The organism is Aestuariibacter sp. A3R04 (assembly GCF_018860805.1).
Lineage (GTDB): Bacteria > Pseudomonadota > Gammaproteobacteria > Enterobacterales > Alteromonadaceae > Alteromonas.
The window spans coordinates 172,078-190,661 of sequence record NZ_JAHKQR010000016.1 but is presented as its reverse complement, the minus strand read 5'-3'; the positions used below and the strand labels follow the sequence as shown (position 1 = coordinate 190,661).

Sequence of the window (18,584 nt, the reverse complement as noted above, 5' to 3'; positions counted from 1 at the left end):
GGGCCGCGCCTTCACAATGCGGCGCGTTTCCAACCTTGTTTTATCAACGGAGTCCGTTTTGAACAACGCCGCCGATGAGGCTGCACGCGCCACGAAAGTGGGTGTGCTCAGTGCTATTGCCGCCTATACCATGTGGGGCGTCGCCCCGGTGTATTTTAAGCAGTTACAGGTTTTGCCCGCCATGGATGTGCTGATGCACAGAGTAGTGTGGTCTGCCGTTATTCTGTTGGGGCTGGTTGTGGCTATGAAGCAGTGGTCCAAGGTGGTGGCTGCAGTGCGCAGTTTTCGAGTGATGAAAGTGTTGTTCGTGGCCGGGTTGCTTTTGGGGGCGAACTGGCTGTTGTTCATTTGGGCTATTAACAACGATCATTTACTCGACGCCAGTCTGGGCTATTACATTAACCCCCTTATCAATGTGTTTTTTGGTCGCATATTTTTGGGGGAAAAGCTCAGACCATTGCAACAGGCTGCGGTGGTGATGGCTGTAATTGGGGTGTCTGTGTTAGTGGTTTCGTATGGAGAAATTCCATGGATAGCCCTGGTGCTTGCGATTACCTTTAGTGTGTATGGGTTGTTGCGCAAGAAGGTGGCTGTGGACTCACTGCCGGGTTTGTTCATTGAAACGGTGATGCTATTACCATTGGCACTTGTTTACTGGATTGGGTTTGCCAGTGAGCAAAGTAATATGTTTACCAATAGTTTGTCGTTAAATGCGCTGCTGCTTGCCGCGGGTGTTGTGACTACGGCGCCACTGCTTTGTTTCACCGCAGCGGCAAGGCGGATCATGTACTCTACACTGGGTTTCTTCCAGTACATTGGCCCGTCAATTATGTTTGTGCTGGCGATATTTGCTTATAACGAGGCGATGGATGAATACCGCCTGGTGACCTTCGGGTTTGTGTGGCTGGCGCTGGTGGTTTTCAGTGCCGATTCACTGCGGGTATACCGCGGACAACGCAAGGCATTTCAATCTGCTCGGTCGCAAACCTGATTGCGCCCCTGAGATTTCGCTTGGTATAAGAGTTTGTCAGCTTCGCTAAGCAGATTGTCCAGAGTCATGCTGTCGTTGCTAACGAGGCCAATGCTGGCGGTTACTTCCAGTAATGAGTCTTTAAACAAAATGGGGGTGTCTTCAATTTGCTCCCGAAATGCCATAATGCGACGCTTTGCTTGCCCGTGAGGAATATCGGGCAGGTAAATACAAAATTCTTCACCGCCAAAGCGGGCAACTGGCACATCGGCAAACAAGGTTCCAATAAGGTCTGCCACTGTTTTTAATACGGCGTCACCTGCGTCGTGGCCCCAGGTATCATTGACTTTTTTGAAGTGATCCAAATCGATAAGTGCCAGCGATTGTGACCTGGGAAGTTGACGATACCGGGTGGTAACGGTGTGAAAGAAGTGGCGACGATTGGGCAGGCCCGTGAGGTAATCTGAGTTGGCCACCCGCCTGATGGTTTCAACGCTTTCTAAAAGCTCAAGGTTTTGCATAACCCTGACGAGAAACTCTTCGTGGTAAAACGGGCTTTGCAATACATCATTGGCGCCGCTTTTCAAAAATGATGCCGTTGAAGTGCCAGATTGTTTTGCAGTAATACCTACTATGGCGAGTTCTTCTTTTGCGTAGGCTCGTCTGAGTTCAGCTGTAAAGTGAATGCCCTTTTTGTCATCCAGGCTCTCGTCAACCAACAGCAGTCGAATGTGTGGATGTTCTGCCAGTACTTGTTGTGCTGCGTCCTGATCTTTGGCTTCGTAAACCAGAAAATTGTGGCGACGCAACAAGGCGACCATGTCTCTGCGACGGCTGCGCTTGTAATCTGCCACCAAAACACCCAAGCTTTTATTTTTGTCCAATCTGGCCAGCAATCGGCTTAAAAAATCGTAAACCTGATGGTTCTCTTTCACCAGGTAGTCGACAATGTCTCGGCTAAGGATACTCTCTCTGACCTCCGGATCAGTCTGGTCGGTGACAACAATGGTTGGAATAAACGCGTCTATGGTGAAGTCTATGGCTTCTCCCCTGGGCGCGTCGGGCAGCGAATACGCCACCACTGCACAGAGATAGTCTTCGGGCATGGATGCGGAAAATCGCGCTTTTGCTTCGGTCAATGAACTGGCGCCCTCGGCCTGTAAACCCGCTTTGGCAACGAGTTTTGATACGACCTGCAGACTCTTGGAACTGTCCTCGATTACCAGCACTTTTCGCTGCATGTTATGCCTCAAGTAAGAATGGGAGTAAGCCTCGGTTTCCCAAATATTTTTATTGTCGTGGTTATATCGGCAGTAACTAAACAGGCTGAAGTTTGGCGTATGCCAGCACAAGCCATTTGCTGCCAAACTCATCAAAGTTTACCTGTACCCTGGCATGGTCACCCGCGCCTTCGTAGTTGAGCACAATTCCTTCACCAAATTTGCGGTGCTGTACACGTTGACCCAACTGAAACCCTGTCTGTTCGAAACTCTCGTGAGATGTTACCCGACTAAAGCGATTGTGCACAGGCCGGGAAACGGTGGACTTTAGTCTCACTTCTTCGACGAACTCGGCTGGGATTTCCCGAATAAAGCGCGATGCGGTGTGGTATTTGTCCTGACCGTATAAGCGACGACTTTCGGCATAGGTAATAAACAACTTTTGCATGGCGCGTGTCATACCCACATAACAAAGTCGTCTTTCTTCTTCCATTCTGCCCGGTTCGTCGTTGGTCATTTGGCTGGGGAACATACCTTCTTCTACGCCAGCCATGAAAACCAACGGAAACTCCAGTCCCTTTGCTGTGTGAATTGTCATCATTTGAACCGCGTCCTGGTCGGAGTTGGCTTGGGTTTCGCCTGCTTCTAATGAGGCGTGGGCGAGAAACGCGCTCAGTGGGGTCATGTCATCGGCTTCTTCAGGCACAATGAACTGTTTACAAGCCGTTACCAGTTCTTCCAGGTTTTCCAGCCGTGCCTGGGCCTTTTCCCCTTTTTCAGCCTGATACATGGCGTACAAGCCAGACTGACGGATGGCCTTGTCGGCTTGTTCTTCTAACGGTAAATCGTTAACGGCCTGTTCAAGTTCGGTTATGAGTAAGAGGAAGCTCTGCAGTGCATTTGCTGCGCGGCCTTTGAGCGCGCCTTCGGCAATGAGTAAGTTGCTCGCCTGCCAAAGAGAGCAATTGTGCTGTCTGGCCGTTTCCCGGATAGAGGCCAGGGTTTTTTCTCCCATACCTCGACTGGGGGTATTAACCACACGTTCATAGGCCGCGTCGTCGTGGGGGTGGTTAATCATACGCAAATAGCCGAGGGCGTCCTTAATTTCCTGGCGTTCGAAGAACCTCAAGCCGCCATATATTCTGTACGCTAGGCCCTCGTGTAGCAATGCCTCTTCAAGCACCCGTGATTGGGCGTTATTGCGGTATAAAATGGCGCTCTCACTCAGCGCGTGCCCCTGTTGTAACCAACTTTTGATCTGAGAAACAATAAAACGAGCTTCGTCGAGTTCATTGAAACCGGCATAAACGGATACGGGTTCCCCCTCTGCACCTTCTGTCCAGAGCTCTTTACCCAAACGCCCACTGTTGTTAGTGATAACCGCATTTGCCGCTTTCAGGATGGTGCTGGTAGAGCGATAGTTTTGCTCTAGCCGGATCGTTTCGGGTTGTGGGAAATCTTTAAGGAATTTATGGATGTTGTCAACGTTGGCACCGCGCCAGCCATAAATGGATTGGTCGTCATCGCCCACAATCATAATGTTATTTGTGCCATTGCTACACAGCATGCGCAGCCAGGCGTACTGAATGTTGTTGGTGTCCTGGAACTCATCAACCAACACGGCCCGAAAGCGCTTCTGATAATGGGCCAGAATATCTGGGTTTTTTGCCCACAGTTCATGAGCTCGTAGCAGCAGTTCAGCAAAATCCACTAAACCGGAGCGATCACAACTCTCCTGATATGCCGCGTAAATATCGCGCATTTTTTGTTGTGTGTGATCGTTGTGGGTTTCGATGTGCTGTGGGCGCAGTCCTTCGTCTTTGTTGCCGTTGATATACCATTGTACTTGTCTGGGGGGCCAGTGCTTTTCGTCCAGATTCATGGCTTTGAGGATCCGGCGAATCAAACGGTACTGGTCGTCTGAGTCCAGAATTTGAAAATTTTCCGGTAAATTTGCCTCAGCGTAGTGGGCGCGCAGCAGGCGGTGAGCCAGGCCGTGAAACGTGCCCATCCACATGGTGTGGAGGCTTCGTTTCATGAGGTGTTCAATACGCCCGCGCATCTCTTTAGCTGCTTTGTTAGTAAAGGTCACGGCGAGTATAGAAAATGGTGCAATGTTTTCTACTTCCATCAGCCATGCAATACGATGTACTAGCACCCGCGTTTTACCGCTTCCAGCCCCAGCCAGTACCAGCATGTTGGATGGGCGGGCAGCAACCGCTTCCCGTTGTTTGTCGTTGAGATCGTCGAGCAGTAAAGATACATCCATTAGGGGGGTCACCGGTTTCGTTGTGTTTAAAGCCCGGCAATTATGCCAGACCAAGCTGTGAATTTATACAGTGAGAAATCCACGGCATCAGCGTTACGGGCAATTTGTTAAACTAAAGTATAAATGAGGATAGACAACTACCGCGTTAAGGTAACGTGTACTGGGCGTTGTCTTTTTAGATAGTAGGCTGCGTCGCTGATCTACCCGTTATTTTCTTCCATTCTGGTTTCTGATTACATCAGTCTCCCGGTTTGGCCATGTAGGTCTTTTTAGCATAAGGCACAGCGATGAGCGGTGAATGCACTACCCCGGACGGCAATGCAGATTTAGGTCGTCTCGTTATTGAAATTTACGATGCTGCCCTTGGTCGTCGCTGGGGAAAAGTGCTTGAACAGTGCAATACATTGTTTCAGTCAAACAAAGCTTTCATGATCTTGCGGGACGTGGCGACCGAAAGCATTATTTCTTTTAAAATAAAGTCTTGTGTCCCCTTGCCTGAATCTGCCATTGACTTCTACCTGAAAAACTTTATGACAGACCCTGTGTTTCAGTTGGTGCAAACGAAGCTGGAAGGGGAATATGTAAACACGACGTATGCTGCCGCCTCGACTCAACCTTACCACGATGCCTTTTGCAAAAAGGTGACTGAACCAGTTGCATCGGACAAGACGCTGGTTAGTGTGGTATTAAAAGATGAAAACTACGAAGGCTTTTTCGGTGTAAGCCGGTCGTCTGGCGAGCTCCCTTTTTCAGATCGAGAGACGAGCTTGCTGGAACGCTTAATGCCTCATTTGATAAGGGCTTCCCGTTTTTTCCGCGACGAAGAATTGTTTAAACGCGATAGGGATATAGCACAGAACGTGTATGAGTATATTCAGTCGCCGTTTGCTGTGTGCGACAGACAATTAAACGTACTTGCCGCGAATTCTGGTGCAAAATACTATCTCAAAAACAGTGATTGCATACACATGAAAGGGAATAAACTTGTGCTATCCACCCCCCGGGTGTTTAACCAATTACTTGCATTAGTAAACAGCGCATATGAACACCCTCAGGAATCTAATGTTGAAAAAAATCTGGTGGCGGATGAAAGCCTGACGGCTATTTTGTTACTCAAGGTGAGCTATCTGTGCGCGAAGAACGATGCCAGGGGCGAAGAACCCGTATTCTTTATTAGTTTCGTGATTAAACCTGCTCCTGACTGGAAAAAAGTGCAGGACGGCTTCGAATTAACCAAACGCGAAACACTGATTGCCCGCTTCTTGTACAAGGAGGCGGACATAGAAGATATTGCAAACGCTATAAACGTGTGCCCTTCACAGGCGAAAGAGTGGGTAAAATTGCTGTTGGACAAGATGGTCGTTGCCGACACAGGGGAGCTGACGGAACTGATTATGGCGTTTCCTTATAAAAACCCGCTGCCGGATTAACAACGTTAAATTGCAAGACAAAGCCGCAAATGCGACCTTGCCGTGCAGGAGACTGACACCAAAGGGCAGTCAGTTCATATAAGTGTCGACTTCTTTTTCAGCGTCTTCACGGCTCTTCCCATAAGCTTGCTGAATTTTACCCACTAGTTCTTCGCGACGGCCGTCGATCTTATCCAGATCATCGTCAGTGAGTTTACCCCATTGCTGTTGTACTTTGCCTTTAAGCTCTTTCCAATTACCTTCAAAGCGATCACTGTTCATATGTCCTCCTGTGTGAGTGACGTAAATAAGCCATAAAATCATGGCACTACCGCAATACGTATTCGAAACGGGTAGTACTGTGAACCAAGCAAAGGTTGTTCCAGTGACCTAAATTTCGCGTAACTCATTGATGTCGCTTTTGATTGTTAGTTTTTTTGTGCTGAGCTTTGAGCTTTCGGTTAACAAATGGTGTAATATTTACAGTCGTATTTGAAAGGCAAACACGGTGAGCATACCCTGGTTATGAATGTTTTTTATAACTTATAAGGAAAACTCATTGCCACGTCCCTTGTCGAAAATGGTAGGCTTCCCGCGTCACACCCCTAAATGCTGGCAAACCGCTATGATCCCGACGCGATTCAGCGAAGATACAATCAAACAGGACTAATTCCATGCACGCGCTTTCTACAAATAACGATTTCTGGTTGACCCTTAAAGGCGAAGCTCAGCAGATAGCCGACAATGAACCGCTGCTGGCCAGTTATCTTCACGCGTGTATTCTGACGCATCATAACTTTGAGTCTTCCCTGAGCTTTATTTTGTCAAATAAAATGGCAGACGATGTGATGCCGGCGCTGGCGATTCGGGAAGTGTTCGACGAAGCCTATTTGTTGGAGCCTGGTATCACCGACGCCGCTGTGGTAGATATTCAGGCCGTATTCGACCGCGATGCTGCCGTAAAGGATTACTTAACGCCCTTGCTCTATTTTAAAGGCTTTCACGCGGTTCAGGTGCACAGAATGGCCCACTATTTGTGGGAACACGGCAGAGAACAACTGGCGTTGTTTCTACAAAGCCGAAATTCTGAAACCTTTGGCGTGGACATCCACCCCGCCGCCAGGCTGGGTAAGGGTGTAATGTTTGACCACGCCACCGGTATAGTGGTTGGTGAAACCGCTGTTATTGAAGATAACGTGTCTATACTGCAAAGCGTTACCCTGGGTGGAACGGGCAATGAATCAGGTGATCGTCACCCGAAAATTCGCCAGGGCGTTTTAATAGGCGCAGGGGCGAAAATACTGGGTAATATTGAAATCGGAGAAGGTGCCAAGGTTGGTGCAGGTAGCGTGGTACTCGATAGTGTTCCTCCTCACGTTACTGTTGTTGGTGTCCCCGCAAAAGTCGTTGGCCGACCCGGTTGCCAGCATCCCTGTGAGTCCATGCGACAAAATGTATTGGAAGACAGCGCGCTTAGCGACGACAAGTAACCGCTGCGCAACCCAGGGTGTTAGTACGCAGTACCAGTGTTTCGCGCAATGAGAAAAACACGGGTTTAGTTGGGTATCAGGTGTAGTAGGTCGCGCAAAGACTGCAGGCTGACATGGGGCAATACGGTAACCCGCTCTCTGCGAATGTCCATGCGGCGGTTTACCGCCAGCCACGCTGTTTGAAAACCCGCGTCAATGGCTCCCATCACGTCTTTTTCCATGTTATCTCCCACGTGAAGAATGCGCTGCGGCGGCAACGCCAGCAGGCTGGCCGCTTTGTTAAACATGTCGGCGGCGGGTTTGGCTCTGTAGGTTAAACTGGCGTGTAGAAACGTGTGAAAGTAAGTTGTCATGCCGGTTCTTTTGGGGTCGACGTTGCCGTTGGTAATGGCAATAAGCGGTATTCTCTTTGCAAGCTGGCTAAGCACTTCATGCACATCGGTATGCAAGGAAAAATTGCTTCTGGCAGTGTAAAAGCAATTAAAACATGCCGTAGCAGCTGCTTCGCGTTCCTGATCGTCGGCGATATCACGACGCAGTGCGTGACGCAGGCTGTGCATTCTGAGCTCGCCCATGTCCGATGCTAATCCAATATTTTTTTTAATTAACGCTCGTTTCAGGTCACGCCATTGTGCCGGTGTCATTGCCCCCGTTTTAGGATAACGGGCTTTAATATACTCACTGAGCGTTGCTTCCGCTTGCTGTATTATTGGCTCGTTGTTGTAAAGGGTGTCGTCTAAATCGAATGTCATTGCTTCGACAGACGTAAAAGGGCGGTAAAAACGCATGAGGCATTCCTGATGTTAAGCGTTACTTCTTTCGGGCTCGAGGGTGTGCAGTGTCGTACACTTTAGCCAGATGCTGAAAGTCTAAGTGTGTGTAAACCTGAGTGGTAGACAAGTTAGCATGGCCCAGCAGTTCCTGTACGGCACGTAAATCACCGCTTGATTCTAATACGTGGGTTGCGAAAGAATGGCGCAATTTGTGAGGGTGTACCGTTTGATTAAGGTGCTGAGATTGGGCTAGGGCGTTAAGGCGGTTGGCAACCTGTCGGTTGGAAATGCGGGTACCTCGTTTGCTGACGAACACGGCACGCTCGTAGGGAGAGGCAAACTGGCCGCGTATTTTAAGCCATGCCTTAAGCGCTTTTTGTGCCGTGCGTCCCATGGGAAGAATGCGCTGTTTATTGCCTTTGCCGGTTACTCTCAGGGTGCCGTCAGCCTGACAATCACTTAACGATAGGCCGGTTAATTCACTCAAACGCAAGCCACAACCGTACAAAAGCTCAGCCATGGCCATGTCGCGGCACTCAATACCTGCATCTTTGGGTTGGGACAGCAATTGTTGCATGTCGTCAACACTGATTTGTTTAGGCAAAGGGCGGCCCTGTTTAGGTGCCTGAATGCCATCTACTGGGTTGCTGAACAACTGATTTTGATCGATTAGGAACTGGCAAAATGTCCGCAAAGCCGACAACCTTAGGGCGATAGAGCGAGGGTGTTTCCCCTCTCTGTTTGCGGTGGCGAGAACGCGCTTTACATCAACGGGCGTAAGCCCTGACCAGTCAGTAAGTGCCAATAAACAGCCAATGTCATGCAATTGTCTGCGATAGTTTGAAACGGTGTGTTGTGACAACCCGCGTTCTACATCAAGGTGCAGTAAGAATTTGTCCAACCAGAATTTGCATTCCGGAGACAGTGATGGCTTTTCAGCCGCCTTGCTCATCAGTAGTCCAGAAGCCCTGGCATGGTGATATTGAGCACCTCTTGCAACTGTTTAAGCAACAGGGTATCCATATCGGGTGTGAAGTGCCCGGCGTCGTCTGAACCAACGGCAAGAATACCTAACTCTTGTGTATCGCCAAGAAGGATAAGTGCGACAGATTCCGCTGTTTCATCACCAAATAATACCTGCCGCTCGTGCTGGCTTAAGCGGCCAAAAAAGAAGGTGTCGGTTTTAAAGCGCTTTTCAATAATCAATCGCCGCTGCAGTTCCTGGAGTGCGTGCGGCCCTTTGAACAGATGCAATACCACAGAGTGCAGCGCGAGGCGCTCCTGCAATACCGATTCCAGTTTGTACTGAATTTCGGACACTGACTTACAGCGAAGTAGCTCGACGTTGAGATCAGTGTAAACGCGGTAGATTTTCTCGTTCTGTTTGGCCACGCCAATGAGCTGATTGAGTTTGTAGTTTAAGTGACGTACTTTTTTGCGCAGTTGTTCGCTTTGCTTTTCCACAAGGGAAACCGCGCCTTTTTCTTCGTGGGGAATTTCCAAGCGTTCAAGAATATCCGGGTTCTCGGCAAAAAACGCCGGGTTTTTTAATAAAAACGCTCTGACTTCTTCTGCTGATAGTCCAAAGGCTTCATCGTAACTGGGCTCAAGGGCCACGGTTTTCTTTGAATGGCCGGTAACATCACTCATAGATTAATCTGTCCGTCGTAAATGTGCTCGGCCGGTCCGGTCATTTTTAATGCCGAATCGCCGCCTTGCCAGCGAATACGTAAACTGCCGCCGGGTAAATCTACCCTGACTTCCTTTTCTAACTTGCCCTGAACCTGGCCTACGGCTACTGCAGCACAAGCACCGCTACCACATGCAAGGGTTTCGCCTGCTCCGCGTTCAAAAACGCGTAAGCGAATATGAGCGGGTGAAACGACTTGCATGAAACCTACATTAACCCCTTCTGGAAAACGCTCGTGGCGCTCAAGTAAGGGGCCAATTTCAGGCACGTTTGCCTCATCGACGTTATCGACCTCCATGACGCAATGAGGATTGCCCATGGAAGCTGCGCCTAAAAACAAGGTGTGTTCTTCCACGCGAAAGATATAGGTTTTCTCTTGTTTGTTCGCAACGAGAGGGACATTAGCGGGGTCGAAATCAGGTACACCCATATTTACGGTGACCTGACCATCCTTTTCGAGGTACAACACCATTTTTCCCGCTTTGGTGCTGACCTTAATTTTATTGCGGTTGATTAACCCTTTCATTTTGACGAAACGGGCGAAACAACGGGCTCCGTTACCACACTGTGACACTTCAGAGCCGTCTGCGTTAAAGATGCGATAGTGGAAATCCTGCTCAGGATCGTAAGGCGGTTCTACTACCAAAAGTTGGTCGAAGCCAATGCCAAAATGCCGATCAGCAAGTTGCTTGATCTTATCCTTTGAGAAAAAAACGTTCTGGGTGACGTTGTCTATAACGACAAAATCATTGCCCAAACCATGCATTTTGGAAAACTGAACCTGCATTGAGCGCACATCTTTTTTATTTGAATACCTCTAGTTTACGTAAGTTTATGCTCACCTTTCCAGAGATCTTTTTGTTTTTCTCTTTCCCGAACCACAATGACACTGTCGCCGTCGACCATTAACTCGGGCGGGCGACAGCGACTGTTGTAGTTTGAGGCCATAACAAAACCATAGGCGCCGGCACTGCGAACGGCCAGTAAATCACCGGGTTTTATTGCCAGTTCGCGGTCTTTACCGAGGAAATCACCTGTTTCGCAAACAGGCCCCACAACGTCGTAAATGCGTTTGGGAGCATCGGACTTTTCTTCTACGCGAACAATCTTCTGCCAGGCAGAATACAACGAAGGGCGTAACATGTCATTCATTGCTGCATCAACAATAGCAAAGTGTTTCTCATCACCTTCTTTAACAAACTCAACTTCGGTAACCAATACGCCCGCATTTGCGGCAATGGCGCGGCCCGGTTCCATTATGAGTTTCATGTCTTCACGACCTGACATGTGCTCTACCATGGCGGCTGCGTATTCACGGGGATGAGGGGGATTCTCATCGTTGTACGTTACCCCTAAACCGCCACCTACATCGAGGTGTGAAATGGCAATGCCTTTTTCTGCCAGTTCATCAATAAGAGCAAGCAGGCGTTTTAGGGCATCCACAAAAGGCTCAATAGACGTGAGCTGAGAACCGATATGACAGTCCATACCCTTGACTTCGAGATTGGGTAGGCTGGCTGCTAGTGTATAAGTGGCAACGGCCCGTTCCCGGGGAATTCCAAACTTATTGGCTTTCAAACCCGTTGAAATATAGGGGTGTGTTTTGGCATCAACGTCCGGGTTAATACGCAGTGATACCGGCGCTTTAACCCCCATTTCTTTTGCAACGGCATTAATGCGCTCCAATTCGGGTTCAGATTCCACGTTAAAGCACATAATGCCTTGTTCCAGCGCATAGCGAATTTCGTCGTGCTTTTTACCCACGCCGGAAAATACCACTTTGCCGGCATCGCCACCGGCTGCAAGGACTCTGGCTAACTCGCCTGCGGATACAATATCGAAACCGGAACCCATTTTCGCCAGTACACTTAATACACCTAAGTTTGAATTGGCTTTTACCGCATAGCAAATCAGGTGAGGGTGATTGCCCAACGCATCGTCAAAGGCGCGCCAGTGACGCTCAAGGGTGGCACGGGAATATATATAAGCGGGTGTACCATGTTGCTGTGCGATGCTGGATACAGACACATCTTCAGCGTAAAGCACGCCGTCACGGTAAGCGAAAAAATCCATTATTGGGAGTCTCCGGGAGTAGTAGCGGGTTGCTCGGTTGTATTCTGATTTTGTTCAGATTCGTCGGGAAGGTATAAGGCTCCGCGATAGCCACAGGCAGAGAGGCTATTGATAAGGACAACGAGACATACAATGAGTAAGGGCTTTTTGCGCACAGCGAACCCGCATAGACAGACTAAAATTGCTGCTATGATGGCATTGCGGTTCTAAATTGCAAGTGCCATTAATCGTTCCCGTGTCCTGTCGCCGTAGCGCACTTGTTCCCATAACGCGTCGCACAATGTGCCTGTGTCGTTAAGGTTGCCTTGTTTTAGCCAGTCTATAAGTACCGTGGGGTCATCGGGGAAGTGAATAGCTTCATTTTCAGGTGCGTCCAGCCACTCTTCAACGATATCCGTGTCCAGTTGAAACAGGGTATGGCATAACCCCATTCTATCGAGTGTTAAAACATTGGAAAGTTGTTCAAACTGACCGTGCAGTGGTTTTATGAGTAATTTCTTGCCTAAGTGCAGGGCTTCACTGGAAAGCTCAAAGCCGCCGTTAGCAATTACGCCACTACAGTGTTGTAGCGCGTGTTGAAAACCCTTCTTGGATGGCGGATTCCACGACAAGTGGCCTTGATCGAAGGGTTCTTTTATCTCGGGGTGGTAACACACAAAGCGTTGATCGCTTAGTGGCTCCAGGAGTTGTCGAATTTGGTCTATGTTCTCAAACGGCAGGTAAACCAGCACGTGGGCCTTACTGGGGGACAATACAGGTTTATCAGCAACGAAAGGCGGCACAATGGGCTGGTCGAAGTGGTACCAGTGAACGCCTAGCTGTACCTGTGTTGGTGCGAAATACTTCAGGATGATAGCGTTAATTATGGTGTCACCGGATTTTGGAACAGGGTAAGTGAAACACGCCTGATGACTGATGGAAATAGACGGTAAATTGGCGCGCTTTGCGGCCCATGCGGTAATTGGCTCAAAATCATTGATGAGCAAGTCATAGCCAGATACATCGAGGTGCCTGACATCGCGAAAGAAGTGCCCAATACGGTTTTCTCTGAGTGTCGCCAGGTTATCAACCCGCCCATTGCGGGTAACAAAGGTAAGCCCAGAAAATGTCCGGTAGTCACCAAAGACGTCCATGTCGAAGTACTTGCTACTTTCCCGTCCGGAGAAAACAAAATCTACCTGAAAATCGTCGCGATGCTGAAAGGCTGCTGCCATTATGCGTGCACGGGCTATATGACCGTTTCCGGTCCCCTGTACGCCGTAAAGTACTTTCATACTACCCCAGTATAGATAAACTCAGTGAAGCGATAGTGAGGCCAAGCAAGGTACCGGCAATCACGTCTGTTGGATAATGCACACCCAGCAAAATGCGGGACAGACCAATGAGCACGGCCCAGCTGTACGCGAGTAATGCAAATGGCGGATAGAAATGTGCCACCATACTGGCCATAAGCCAGGCTGCTGCTGTATGACCAGAAGGCAGGCTAAACTTGTCGGAAGGAGTAACATGGGCGGTAAAGTTGCTCAACAAGTCGCAAGGGCGTGGACGTTTGAACATCTTTTTCAATATAACGTATACAGGCAACTCCAGTGCATAGGCCATCAGTGCCGTGTAGAGAAAAAGCTCACCGTGTTCTGGTTCAAATGCCCATAGCAGCAGGCCAATCACAAAATACAGGTAACCGTCACCGGTTTTAGACAACCAAATGATGCCAGTGCAATTGCGTTTTTGCGTTAATTTATAAAGCCAAAAAAAGAGATTCGTATCGGCTTTGGTCAAGGATTTAAGACTTAGCATTGCCTTGGCCCCTTCGCTATTCGTTAGCGTATAAACTAGAGATACTGTATGACTGCGTAGTGACAGAAAAAAGAAACCTTTGTTACAACACAATCCGCCGACAGTTTTTATTGGCAATGCGGCACAGGCGTATGTATTTCATTGGAGGAATAGTGCTATGCTAGCACGGGTAGCATAGCGCTACATTCGATGGCAATTTATGCAGCAAACAAGGCACCATTATGGACTATAACACTTCTGAATTATGTGATTTATTCACAGACAGCGTTGACGTCGTTGACCCTATTTTTGTGAGTTACGGTGGTCGGTACTCATTCGGCGGTGAAATTACCACGATTAAGTGCTACGAAGACCGAGGCCTTATTGACCGTGTTCTTGCTCAGCCAGGTGCGGGAAAGGTGTTGTTGATTGATGGCGGTGGTTCAACCCGTCGTGCCCTAATCGACTCTGCGTCTGCTCAGCTTGCCATCGACAACGACTGGGAAGGTATTGTGTTGTATGGCAGCGTCAGGGAGGTTGATACCCTGGCTGACTTAGATATTGGTATTTTCGCAGTGGCTTCTATTCCTGTAAACGCAGAAACAGAAAGTGTTGGTGAAGTAGATGTACCGGTAAACTTCGGTGGCGTTACCTTCCTGCCTGAAGACCATCTGTACGCCGACAGCACGGGTGTGATTCTTTCACCCGAGCCGCTGGACGTAGACTAAGTCAACGGCCGTTAAGTTATTACTCAGCGGCTGAGGCAAAAATAGTATTCAAATATGTGGCTATGCGAATGCCAGCCTGTTGCAAACGTTGTTTGGCGACAGGCAAATGTTCGTATACGTAGTCATATGACATATTATTCGCATCTTCAGGGTAAATGGTGTCGCGGATTTGTGTCGATTCCGCAATCCATTCTTCCGGCGTAGCTTTACTCCAGGTATCAATGTCTTTGGCTGTAATTTTTCTGTCGAGCCAGCGGGTCCACTCGGTGTAAGACAGCTTCTTGCCATCAAGCATTTTTGAATCCCAAACAGTATGCAAGTTACTGTCTTCCCAGAAAAAACGCACTTTAACATCGTTGCCACCGCGGTCAGTGCCGTTACCAGCGTGTAAAGGCTGATGTAAATCACCGATGATATGTACAATAAAGCGCAGCGCCCGTTGTTTTTCTTCGCGGCCGGCTTTTTTGCTTTTAAGCGTGGAGGTAAAGGCCTTTAAAGCAGTGTAGGCATCGCCTTGCTCCGGTGCACCAACGTCGTGGTAGTGCTTGTGTTTTGGTACGGTTACGTAGTGCCACGGCGGTGTGATTTTACGCCAGTATTCACTGGGGTTTGATCGCATTTCATCTGGATAAGTTGACGCTTCTGCCAATGATTCGTTGGGCAGTAACCGTGCAATTGCAGCTTTTGCTGCTGGCGTCAGATGGTTTTCTGCAATAGCGCCGGTAACCCGGTGACCGGTCTGGCCCCAACCGAAAGCGGGTAAACTGGTAACTGTTCCGGCTGTGAGAGACAATGCCAATACCACAGCGCGTTTAACAGAAGCTTGCATGACAATTCCTTCTATTGTTAAGGAGTGGGTTGATAGCCCCATCTCATCATCAGTGTTTGGTCGATACCCAGGTGGTCGAGGATACGGGCGACGACAAAGTCTACCAAATCACTGATGCGTTCGGGGTTGTGATAAAAACCCGGGGAAGCCGGCATAATTGTCGCACCCATTTGTGACAGTTTTAACATATTTTCCAAATGAATAGACGACAGGGGCATTTCCCGGGTTACGAGAATAAGCTGACCGCGTTCTTTTAAAATCACGTCGGCAGCACGCTCAATGAGGTTGTCGCTGGCCCCTATGGCGACGGCAGACAGCGTGCCGGTGGAGCACGGGCAAATAACCATCTGTTTAGGGGCTGCTGAACCTGATGCCACCGGTGAGAACCATTCTTCTTTTCCACAAACCCTGATCTGGTTTGGCCGAGCAGAGAACCGCTCGCTGAAAAAGGCGCTGGCAGCGTCTGGGCTGGCAGGTATCTTGATACGCTCCTCAGTAGCAAAGACTACCTTGGCCGCCGAAGAAATCAGAACAAACACATCGCAATCGGCTTTCACCAGTACTTCCAGCAACCGCAACGCGTAGGGCGCACCGGATGCGCCAGTGATCGCCAACGTGATTTGTTTTTTCAACATCGCCTGTGGTTCCATGGTTTATTGAGGGTTTGGCTGAAGAGCATCGAGTATACGTTGATGAATGCCCTCAAACCCGCCGTTACTCATTATCAGAATGTGATCGCCGGGCTTTGCCGTGTTTTTTACGTTTTGCACTATATTTTCTACGTCGTAAAAACACTTTGCTGAGGTGACACTGCTCTTAACTGCATCAGCCAGTGACCAATCCATACCAGCGGGCTCGAAAACGAGTACTTCATCTGCTTGTTGCCAGCTGTTAACCAGTGTGTGTTTGTGTACACCCATCTTCATTGTATTCGAACGCGGTTCTAATATGGCGATAATACGCGCATTGCGTACTTTTTTCCGCAATCCTTTCAGCGTTGTTGCTATTGCTGTGGGATGGTGGGCAAAGTCATCATAAACCGTGATATTGTTTACTATACCTTTGCATTCCATACGACGCTTCACATTTTTAAACGAGCACAAGCCTGCTATGGCATCGGCGGTGGTTACGCCGGCATGATGGGCAGCAGCAATGGCCATTAAACCGTTATTTACATTGTGCTGGCCCATTAATTCCCAGCTTACTACGCCAGCTTTTTCACCTTTAAAGAGTACCTCAAATTCACTGCCATCGGCGGCAATCAAACTCGCCTGCCAGTCCGTGCCGAGGTATTGCTGGTCTGACCAGCATCCTTTTTGAAGGGTCTCTTCCATGGCTTTGTCATCCTTTGGTGATACGATGAGTCCGTTTTCAGGCACGGTTCTGATAAGGTGGTGAAACTGGGTTTGGATGGCAGCCAAATCAGGGAAAATATCTGCGTGATCGTATTCCAGATTATTTAATACCAGTGTTCGCGGCCGATAGTGAACAAACTTAGAGCGCTTGTCGAAAAAAGCACTGTCGTACTCGTCAGCTTCTATAACAAAGAACGGACTTTCTCCAACACGAGCAGAAATGCCGAAATTCTCCGGAATACCGCCAATAAGGAAACCCGGTGCCAATCCGGCTGATTCTAAAATCCAGGCTACCATACTGGAGGTTGTGGTTTTTCCGTGGGTACCGGCCACGCCAATCACCCATCGCGAGGTGAGCAGGTTGTCTAACAACCACTGGGGCCCGCTGGTGTAGGGCAGGTTTCTGTTAAGCACATACTCTACCGCCGGGTTTCCACGCGACATAGCATTGCCAATAATCACCATATCGGGTGCGGGCTCGAACTGCGAGGTATCGTAACCTTCCGTAAGCGTAATTCCCAGGGCTTCCAGTTGTGTACTCATTGGCGGATAAACGTTGCGGTCAGAACCAGTGACTGTGTGGCCCAGGGATTTAGCGATAGCGGCAATACCACCCATAAAACTGCCGCAGATCCCAAGAATGTGTACGTGCATAAATATCCTGTGTTCAGTTAAGGCGGCTACTTTAGCAGAAGTGCCCCCATGGGCGCCAATACCCGAATCAGGCATTTCCCCTGAAGGCTATTCGCGGTTACAATTGATTTGTCAGCTTTATAAAACGTGTCCGTGGCCCAGTCAGTGCCGACTGTCCACCGGGTAATAATAAACGGCAAGCGACATGAGTTCAGTTCAACTTTTGCAGGAAAGCGACAAGCGCTGAACACTCACCCTACACAAACAGACAAGGCTATAGCACACAATGAAACGTTTAAATTCGCAGTTACAAAAAGACGGAGCACCGCTGGAGCTCATTTTATTGATTCGAACCCTTCTGGCAGGTTGCAAAGAAATCTCTTTCCGCGTTAGCCAGGGCGCATTAGCTGGTGTACTCGGTTCAACCCTCAGTGAAAACGTACAGGGCGAAACACAAAAGAAACTGGATGTTATTTCTAATCAAATTTTAAAAGATACGCTGAAAGAATCCGGCTATGTGAAAGCTATTTCGTCAGAAGAAGAAGACACGGTGGTGCCGTGTAATCCAAACGGCAACTACCTGGTGAGCTTCGACCCGCTCGATGGCTCGTCAAACACTGAAATTAACAGTTTAATTGGTACCATATTCTCCATTGCTCATGCGCCCCAATGGATGGACGCCGACGACCCTTCCGCGTTTCTTCAGCCCGGCACTCAGATGGTGGCTGCGGGCTATGTGTTGTACGGTCCGTCCACGATGCTGGCCATGACAACCGGAAAGGGCACACATATTTACACGCTGGATAAAACCCATGGTGGTTTTTTGCTGACTCATCCGAATATTCAGGTACCGGCGCAAACGTCAGAGTTTGCTATCAACGCTTCTAACCAGCGCCATTGGGAAGCGCCTATGAAGGCGTATGTTGGCGACCTTCTCGCCGGAGCAGATGGCCCGCGTGAAAAGAACTTCAACATGCGTTGGGTTGCAGCTATGGTGGGTGATATTCACCGTGTATTGTGTCGCGGAGGTATTTTTATGTACCCCTATGACAACCGCAACCCGTCGAAGGCCGGTAAATTGCGCCTGCTATACGAAGCGAACCCCATGGCGTTCCTGATGGAGCAAGCTGGTGGTTTAGCCAATACCGGGCATGGGCGTATCATGGAAGTGATGCCTACAGAAATTCATCAGCGCGTACCGGTGTTGTTGGGATCGAAAGAAGAAGTAGAAACCTGCCTGACCTACTACGCTGACGCAAAATAATGGAGATTTGCTGGCAGATATCTTTGACCCAGTTAAGACAAGGGTCTTAACTGGTTTTTATTTTGCCGGACTCGCCGTATACTTATGCGCAATTTTCGCGGATAA

General features: G+C 49.0%; 19 protein-coding genes. 5 read left to right on the top strand and 14 right to left on the bottom strand.

Going from position 1 to position 18,584, the window contains the following annotated elements; translation table 11 throughout:
* Positions 1-58: 58 nt before the first annotated feature.
* Positions 59-991: an EamA family transporter RarD gene (gene rarD, locus KO518_RS17900; protein ID WP_256444469.1), complete on the top strand. Its 933-nt coding sequence runs from the start codon at positions 59-61 to the stop codon at positions 989-991.
* Here rarD and KO518_RS17895 read toward each other — a convergent pair.
* Entirely contained in the window at positions 967-2,211 is a 1,245-nt protein-coding gene (locus KO518_RS17895) for a diguanylate cyclase (RefSeq protein WP_216027223.1), read from the bottom strand. The two genes, rarD and KO518_RS17895, sit on opposite strands and share 25 nt — an antisense overlap.
* 76 nt (positions 2,212-2,287) lie before the next feature.
* Positions 2,288-4,459: a DNA helicase II gene (gene uvrD, locus KO518_RS17890; RefSeq protein ID WP_216027222.1), complete on the bottom strand. Its 2,172-nt coding sequence runs from the start codon at positions 4,457-4,459 to the stop codon at positions 2,288-2,290.
* A gap of 287 nt (positions 4,460-4,746) precedes the next feature.
* On the opposite strand from uvrD, the gene KO518_RS17885 reads away from it, so the two are divergent.
* Complete coding sequence (locus KO518_RS17885; RefSeq protein WP_216027221.1) at positions 4,747-5,889, top strand: hypothetical protein; 1,143 nt, start codon at positions 4,747-4,749, stop codon at positions 5,887-5,889.
* 69 nt (positions 5,890-5,958) lie between these two features.
* Here the strand turns inward: KO518_RS17885 and KO518_RS17880 are convergent, their stop codons facing one another.
* Positions 5,959-6,150, bottom strand: a complete 192-nt coding sequence (locus tag KO518_RS17880) for a CsbD family protein (RefSeq protein WP_216027220.1) — start codon at positions 6,148-6,150, stop codon at positions 5,959-5,961.
* A gap of 392 nt (positions 6,151-6,542) precedes the next feature.
* Here KO518_RS17880 and cysE point away from each other — a divergent pair, with 392 nt between their 5' ends.
* A complete protein-coding gene (gene cysE, locus KO518_RS17875; protein ID WP_216027219.1) occupies positions 6,543-7,358 on the top strand; it encodes a serine O-acetyltransferase in 816 nt (271 codons plus the stop codon).
* A gap of 65 nt (positions 7,359-7,423) precedes the next feature.
* Here cysE and KO518_RS17870 read toward each other — a convergent pair whose 3' ends face one another.
* From KO518_RS17870 to KO518_RS17840, 8 genes are read right to left on the bottom strand one after another with little or no spacing between them, the layout of a single operon-like run.
* On the bottom strand, positions 7,424-8,146 hold the full coding sequence (locus KO518_RS17870) for an HAD-IA family hydrolase (RefSeq protein ID WP_216027218.1): 723 nt from the start codon (positions 8,144-8,146) through the stop codon (positions 7,424-7,426).
* Between the two features lie 22 nt (positions 8,147-8,168).
* Positions 8,169-9,083 carry a tyrosine recombinase XerC gene (xerC, locus tag KO518_RS17865; RefSeq protein WP_216027217.1) on the bottom strand — a complete coding sequence of 305 codons (915 nt, stop codon included), beginning with the start codon at positions 9,081-9,083 and terminating at the stop codon, positions 8,169-8,171.
* Positions 9,083-9,781: a DUF484 family protein gene (locus KO518_RS17860; RefSeq protein ID WP_216027216.1), complete on the bottom strand. Its 699-nt coding sequence runs from the start codon at positions 9,779-9,781 to the stop codon at positions 9,083-9,085. Before KO518_RS17860 ends, xerC begins: the two co-directional genes overlap by 1 nt.
* Positions 9,778-10,608, bottom strand: a complete 831-nt coding sequence (gene dapF, locus KO518_RS17855; protein ID WP_216027215.1) for a diaminopimelate epimerase — start codon at positions 10,606-10,608, stop codon at positions 9,778-9,780. The genes KO518_RS17860 and dapF overlap by 4 nt, the downstream gene beginning before the upstream one ends.
* A 35-nt stretch (positions 10,609-10,643) precedes the next feature.
* Positions 10,644-11,894, bottom strand: a complete 1,251-nt coding sequence (gene lysA, locus KO518_RS17850; protein ID WP_216027214.1) for a diaminopimelate decarboxylase — start codon at positions 11,892-11,894, stop codon at positions 10,644-10,646.
* Complete coding sequence (locus KO518_RS20030) at positions 11,894-12,049, bottom strand: lipoprotein (RefSeq protein WP_371742358.1); 156 nt, start codon at positions 12,047-12,049, stop codon at positions 11,894-11,896. Before KO518_RS20030 ends, lysA begins: the two co-directional genes overlap by 1 nt.
* A 51-nt stretch (positions 12,050-12,100) precedes the next feature.
* On the bottom strand, positions 12,101-13,168 hold the full coding sequence (locus KO518_RS17845; protein ID WP_216027213.1) for an MJ1255/VC2487 family glycosyltransferase: 1,068 nt from the start codon (positions 13,166-13,168) through the stop codon (positions 12,101-12,103).
* 1 nt (position 13,169) lies between these two features.
* Positions 13,170-13,691, bottom strand: a complete 522-nt coding sequence (locus KO518_RS17840; protein ID WP_216027212.1) for a phosphatase PAP2 family protein — start codon at positions 13,689-13,691, stop codon at positions 13,170-13,172.
* A 221-nt stretch (positions 13,692-13,912) separates the two neighbouring features.
* Here KO518_RS17840 and rraA point away from each other — a divergent pair, with 221 nt between their 5' ends.
* Positions 13,913-14,398: a ribonuclease E activity regulator RraA gene (gene rraA / locus KO518_RS17835; protein ID WP_216027211.1), complete on the top strand. Its 486-nt coding sequence runs from the start codon at positions 13,913-13,915 to the stop codon at positions 14,396-14,398.
* A 19-nt stretch (positions 14,399-14,417) separates the two neighbouring features.
* Here rraA and KO518_RS17830 read toward each other — a convergent pair whose 3' ends face one another.
* The 3 genes from KO518_RS17830 to mpl are packed head-to-tail and all read right to left on the bottom strand — an operon-like array spanning position 14,418 to position 17,236.
* A complete protein-coding gene (locus tag KO518_RS17830; protein WP_216027210.1) occupies positions 14,418-15,227 on the bottom strand; it encodes a S1/P1 nuclease in 810 nt (269 codons plus the stop codon).
* A 17-nt stretch (positions 15,228-15,244) separates the two neighbouring features.
* A complete protein-coding gene (locus tag KO518_RS17825; RefSeq protein WP_216027209.1) occupies positions 15,245-15,862 on the bottom strand; it encodes a flavin prenyltransferase UbiX in 618 nt (205 codons plus the stop codon).
* Positions 15,863-15,880: 18 nt separating this feature from the next.
* Complete coding sequence (gene mpl / locus KO518_RS17820) at positions 15,881-17,236, bottom strand: UDP-N-acetylmuramate:L-alanyl-gamma-D-glutamyl-meso-diaminopimelate ligase (RefSeq protein WP_216027408.1); 1,356 nt, start codon at positions 17,234-17,236, stop codon at positions 15,881-15,883.
* A gap of 265 nt (positions 17,237-17,501) precedes the next feature.
* On the opposite strand from mpl, the gene KO518_RS17815 reads away from it, so the two are divergent.
* Positions 17,502-18,479, top strand: coding sequence for a class 1 fructose-bisphosphatase (locus KO518_RS17815; protein ID WP_216027208.1), 978 nt, complete (start codon positions 17,502-17,504; stop codon positions 18,477-18,479).
* Positions 18,480-18,584: the final 105 nt, after the last annotated feature.